At 65.9% G+C, this 5,208-nt stretch carries 6 protein-coding genes and 3 tRNA genes; 7 read left to right on the top strand and 2 right to left on the bottom strand.

What is annotated here, in order from left to right; all coding sequences use genetic code 11:
- Positions 1-877, bottom strand: an 877-nt coding sequence (locus tag A5777_RS05110) for an FAD-dependent monooxygenase (RefSeq protein ID WP_064861860.1), incomplete at its 3' end; no start/stop codon positions are given.
- 62 nt (positions 878-939) lie between these two features.
- On the opposite strand from A5777_RS05110, the gene A5777_RS05115 reads away from it, so the two are divergent.
- Both A5777_RS05115 and htpX read left to right on the top strand, forming a co-directional pair.
- A complete protein-coding gene (locus A5777_RS05115; RefSeq protein ID WP_064861861.1) occupies positions 940-1,953 on the top strand; it encodes a polyprenyl synthetase family protein in 1,014 nt (337 codons plus the stop codon).
- 97 nt (positions 1,954-2,050) lie between these two features.
- The gene (htpX, locus tag A5777_RS05120; RefSeq protein WP_005209130.1) at positions 2,051-2,905 is read left to right on the top strand and encodes a zinc metalloprotease HtpX; all 855 of its coding nucleotides are present in this window, start codon (positions 2,051-2,053) and stop codon (positions 2,903-2,905) included.
- A 132-nt stretch (positions 2,906-3,037) separates the two neighbouring features.
- Here htpX and A5777_RS05125 read toward each other — a convergent pair whose 3' ends face one another.
- The gene (locus tag A5777_RS05125; protein WP_005169630.1) at positions 3,038-3,529 is read right to left on the bottom strand and encodes a YajQ family cyclic di-GMP-binding protein; all 492 of its coding nucleotides are present in this window, start codon (positions 3,527-3,529) and stop codon (positions 3,038-3,040) included.
- Between the two features lie 350 nt (positions 3,530-3,879).
- On the opposite strand from A5777_RS05125, the gene A5777_RS05130 reads away from it, so the two are divergent.
- The 5 genes from A5777_RS05130 to A5777_RS05150 all read left to right on the top strand — a co-directional run.
- Positions 3,880-3,960, top strand: a tRNA-Tyr gene (locus A5777_RS05130).
- A 124-nt stretch (positions 3,961-4,084) separates the two neighbouring features.
- Positions 4,085-4,157: transfer RNA gene (locus A5777_RS05135), tRNA-Thr, on the top strand.
- A 76-nt stretch (positions 4,158-4,233) separates the two neighbouring features.
- A tRNA-Met gene (locus tag A5777_RS05140) sits at positions 4,234-4,307 on the top strand.
- Positions 4,308-4,395: 88 nt separating this feature from the next.
- Positions 4,396-4,563, top strand: a complete 168-nt coding sequence (gene rpmG, locus A5777_RS05145; protein ID WP_003929651.1) for a 50S ribosomal protein L33 — start codon at positions 4,396-4,398, stop codon at positions 4,561-4,563.
- Positions 4,564-4,914: 351 nt separating this feature from the next.
- A partial coding sequence (locus A5777_RS05150; RefSeq protein WP_197502294.1) for an FAS1-like dehydratase domain-containing protein occupies positions 4,915-5,208 on the top strand: 294 nt, incomplete at its 3' end.

Here is a 5,208-nt window from a genome sequence, read left to right on the forward strand (position 1 = left end):
CCGCGCCGCCCATCGGCAGCAGCGCCGACGTGAGCCGAGCGGGCTTCCCGGTGATCTGCCACTCGTCGCCGACCATCCGCGCATAGTGGTCGAGGATGGGTCGTAAAGCCATGTGCGCCGGGCGTTTCGACGTCGCGAGTGCGCCGACGCCGACGTTCAGCAGGCCGCTCACGGTGCTGTTTTGATCCGTATCGCCCGCGGCGCCCCCGAGGGGGAAGAGCCACCCGTAGCCCGGCAGCAGCTCGCCGTCGGGGGCGCGCAGCTCTAGGTGCGAGCCCATCCAGTTGTCGTCGGCGCGTGTCGACGGGACGTAGGCGCGTGCTGCGACGCCAAATGCGGTGTCGCGGTGCCACTCTCGGCCGAGTTTCTTGCCGAGAGTCGAGCGCACACCGTCGGCGACGATGACCTCGCGCACGCGGATGGTGTGCGGTCCGTCGGCGTCGTCGACGGTGACCGTCGAGATGCGCTCGCCGGCCATCTCGACGTCGACGGCCTTGGCGCCCTGGAACATTCGGGCGCCGCGGGCGACGGCGAGGGCGCGCAGTTCGTCGTCGAGTTCCATTCGGGTGATGGCGCTGCCGTACGCCGGAAAGCGGCCCGCTGGCCACGGCACGCGCTGGGTGGCGCCCCAGCCGTGCAGTTCGAGACCGTCGATGCGGGGACTGGCGGCGAGGCGGTCGGCGAATCCGAGCGAGACGAGTTCGGCGGTCGCGCGCGGCGTCAGGCCGTCGCCACATGTCTTGTCGCGGGGGAAGGTGGCGGCGTCGAGGAGTACGACGTCATGACCGGCAGCGGCGGCGTGGGCGGCGGCGGCAGACCCGCCCGGTCCCGCTCCGACGACGAGGACGTCGGCGCTCTCGGGGATCTGGCTCGTCACTCGACCAGTATGTGGCCTCCCGGCACGCTCGCCGCACGCGCCCACCGACTAGGCTCGGCGGAGTGAAGTCGACTTTCGCGGGTCTGGATCTGGGTTCCGAAGAGTTCGCCGGTACCGTGCGGACCTCGTTGGCCCAGGTAGAAGAGTTGTTGCTGTCTGAGCTGGCATCTGGTGACGACGTCATGACCGAAGCCGCGAGCCACCTGGCCAAGGCTGGTGGCAAGCGTTTTCGTCCCATGTTCGCGATCCTGGCCGCCCAGTTCGGGCCGCGTCCGGATGCAAGCGAGGTGATCACGGCCGCAACGGTCGTCGAGATGATCCACCTCGCGACGCTCTACCACGACGACGTGATGGACGAGGCCCCGATGCGACGCGGCGCGCAGAGCGCCAACGCGCGGTGGTCCAACAGCATCGCGATCCTCTCCGGCGACTACCTGTTCGCCCGCGCGTCGCGCCTGGTGTCGACGCTGGGACCCGACCCGGTGCGCATCATCGCCGAGACCTTCGCCGAGCTGGTGACGGGTCAGATGCGCGAGACCATCGGTGCCCGCGACGTCGACCCGATCGATCACTACCTGAAGGTGGTGTGGGAGAAGACCGGTTCGCTCATCGCGGCTGCCGGTCGGTTCGGCGCGATGACCTCGGGTGCAACGTTGGACGACGTCGAGCGGCTCTCCCGGCTCGGCGACATCGTCGGCACCGCATTCCAACTCTCCGACGACATCATCGACATCAGTTCTGCCACAGGCGATTCGGGCAAAACCCCCGGAACCGACCTGCGTGAGGGCGTGCACACGCTGCCGGTGCTCTACGCACTTGCCGACGACGACGCTGCGTCGAACAGGTTGCGAGAACTGCTCGTCGACGACGGCGGTGCGGCCAAGCCGCTGACCGACGACGCCGAGGTTGCCGAGGCGCTCGGACTGCTCGTCGAGTCGCGTGGCATGGCCCAGGCGAACGCGACGCTGCGCGGATACGCAGACGAGGCGGGGCAGGTGCTCGGTGCGCTTCCCGAGGGGCCCGCTCATTCTGCCTTCACATCACTGGTCGACTACACGATCGCGCGCACGGGGTAACTCGCCGACGCCGCACGGAAACCCAACCGGACCCTGGATCGTTTGAGAAACTGAGAGCTCCGGCATCGCGTCGGAGGCGAGTTCGAACGAGGATCTGATGCGAAACGGTGTGAAGACGGCACTTCTGCTCGGCACGATGTCGGCGTTGATCGTCGCGATCGGTGCTTGTTTCCGGAGTCCGACGATTCTGTGGGGGTCGGTGATCCTTGCGATCGCCGTCAACGGCTACGTGTACTTCAACAGCGCCAAGATGTCGCTGAAGGCGATGCATGCGCAGCCGGTGACGGAGGTCGAGGCGCCGGTGATGTACCGCGTGGTGCGCGAGCTTGCGACGCAGGCGCGGCAGCCGATGCCTGCGTTGTACATCAGTCCGACGGAGTCGCCCAATGCGTTTGCGACGGGACGTAATCCGAAGAACGCGGCGGTGTGCTGCACGGCGGGGATCCTGCGACTCCTCGACGAACGGGAACTACGCGCGGTGCTCGGTCACGAGCTCTCGCATGTCTACAACCGCGACATCCTGATCAGTTCGGTCGCGGGCGCGATGGCGGCGATCATCAGCGGTCTGGCGAACTTCGCGATGTTCTTCGGAATGTCGGGCAACCGCAACAACGGACCGAACCCGATTGCGCTGATCCTCATCTCTCTGCTCGGACCGTTTGCCGCGACGTTGATCAAGCTTGCGGTGTCGAGGTCGCGGGAGTTTCAGGCCGACAAGTCGGGTGCTGAACTCACGAATGACCCGTTGGCGCTGGCGTCGGCGCTCGCCAAGATCTCCGGCGGCATCCAGGTGGCGCCGCTACCCCCGCAGCCCGACATCGCCGCGCAGAGCCACGCGATGATCGAGAGTCCGTTCCGCGCGACGGACCGCATGGCCAAGATGTTCTCGACGCACCCGCCGACCGAGGAGCGCATCCGACGGCTGCAGGAGATGGCGCGGCGGGGAGTGTAGCGAGGTCAGGTGGTCGGCTTCGAGGCTGGAGTTCGCGCAGAAAGTCACGCCCATCGGGGCCTGCGGGTGTACCGGTACAGGTCGAGGTCCCCAGAGCTGTCACTTTCTGCGCTGGGGTGATCGGGTCGGGCGCTATCGGTAGTTGACGAACTGTAGGGCGATGCCGAAGTCCTCGCCCTTGAGGAGCGCGATCACGGCCTGGAGGTCGTCGCGCTTCTTGCTCGACACGCGCAGTTCGTCGCCCTGGATCTGCGCCTTGACGCCCTTGGGGCCCTCGTCGCGGATCTTCTTGGAGATCTTCTTGGCGTGCTCGGAGTCGATGCCCTGCACGAGATTCCCGGAGATCTTGTACGTCTTGCCCGACGCCTGCACCTCGCCGGCGTCGAACGCCTTGAGCGAGATGTCGCGGCGGATCAGCTTCTCCTTGAACACCTCGAGCCCGGCCTGAGCGCGCTCCTCGGCGTCGGAGGTGATCACGATCGTCTCCTCGCCGGACCAGTCGATGCCGGTGTTGGTGCCGCGGAAGTCGTAGCGCTGCGAGAGTTCCTTCGCGGCCTGGTTGAGGGCGTTGTCGACCTCCTGGCGGTCGATCTTGCTCACCACGTCAAACGATGAATCAGCCATGGATCACAGCGTAGCCCGACGCCGCTCGCGGTCGGGGCGGGGTGTTGGCGGAGGTTTGTGTGGGGTGGTTTCGACACGGCTGCTCGCTTCGCTCGCGGCCGGCTCAACCACCGGTGGGGAGGGGCCGGCTCAACCACCGGTGGGGAGGCGGGGTCGACGATCGGTGGGGAGGCTGGGTCGACCACCGGCGGGGAGGCTGGCTCAACCACCGGGCTGGCTCAACCACCGGGCCGGCTCGTCGGCCCGGCGCGGCGTCGGGCTGACCTGCGGGTTTGCGTCAATGGCCGGGATTCGTTGTATTCTTCTCGGCGTTGTTCGTGCGGCCTCGCGGGGCTTGCTCAGAACGGCACGGCAGGTTGCCCGAGCGGCCAAAGGGAGCGGACTGTAAATCCGTCGCGCAAGCTACATAGGTTCGAATCCTATACCTGCCACAGCGAGGTGAACGTGCAGTCGGCGGTCCATCGGAGAGCTGGTAGAGCAGCGATTTGGTGAGCCGCCGCATCGGTGTGTAACCTCGTTAAGGCTCTCCGGACGCCCGAAAGGGCAGCCGGAAACGCCCCCTTAGCTCAGTCGGCAGAGCGTTTCCATGGTAAGGAAAAGGTCGACGGTTCGATTCCGTCAGGGGGCTCGGTAGGACTTGAACGCCCGACGCCGCAACGCCACCGCGAGGACTGCGTCCACGCTGACGGCGTTCATGTCACCATGGCGGTGTAGCTCAGCTGGTTAGAGCGCACGACTCATAATCGTGAGGTCGAGGGATCGAGTCCCTCCACCGCTACACGTAAGGCTTGTCGCGCGGCCCGGGTCGGGCGAGGCGGCGCCTAGTGCTCCGACGACCCAGACCCACCCGAAAGAAGGCGAACCCAGTGGCTTCCTCAACTGACGTCCGGCCAAAGATCACCTTGGCCTGCGAGGTGTGCAAGCACCGCAACTACATCACCAAGAAGAACCGTCGTAACGATCCCGATCGTCTCGAGATCAAGAAGTTCTGCCCGAACTGCGGCAAGCACCAGGCGCACAAAGAGTCGCGCTGAGTCGGCTTCGCCGACGGAGTCGCGCTGAGTCGGCTTCGCCGACGGAGTCGCGCTGATTCTTCCCCGAGGCCGATGGCCCCGGAGCGTCGTCGAATAACGGTCGTATCGGGGTAGGTCTCCGCCGAGAACGCACCTTCGAATCCGGTTTGCGTAGTTCGGCATTGTGCGTCGTCGCGAGATGCGCACCCACACGTTTGTGCAACTGCGGGCTGCCTCACACGAGGCAGTCCGCAGTTGTCGTTCAGATGAAGTAATTCAGTACAGTTGCCAGCGAGTATGTGTCTCGACGATCAGCGGTCAGCCCTCCGTCCGTCGGACATACGGCCCAGTGCAGCGTGAGGAGTCCAACCGATGTCACAGATCACCGATAGCGAGATCCAAGACCGGATCGATGCGTTGAAGAACGGTGTGAAACTGACTCCGGAAGAGATCGCGGCGCACACCACGTCGATGGTCGGCTTCAACTACACGGTCGACGACTACTACGAGGTCGGCCGCGAAGAGATCCGCAAGCACGCTCGCGCCGTGCAGGACGCACATCCCGTCCACTGGGACGAGGCAGCGGCTGCGGAGATGGGTCACGACACCCTGATTGCAGCGCCGACCTTCGTCTCGGTGCTCGGGATCATCGCGCAGCGTCGGCTC

It is taken from the genome of Gordonia sp. 852002-10350_SCH5691597 (assembly GCF_001665715.1).
Taxonomy (GTDB): domain Bacteria; phylum Actinomycetota; class Actinomycetes; order Mycobacteriales; family Mycobacteriaceae; genus Gordonia; species Gordonia sputi.

Excerpts from the sequence above, each read along its gene's own strand:
- htpX (WP_005209130.1), top strand. The coding sequence starts at position 2,051 with ATGCGAAACGGTGTGAAGACGGCACTTCTGCTCGGCACGATGTCGGCG.
- A5777_RS05125 (WP_005169630.1), bottom strand. The coding sequence starts at position 3,529 with ATGGCTGATTCATCGTTTGACGTGGTGAGCAAGATCGACCGCCAGGAG.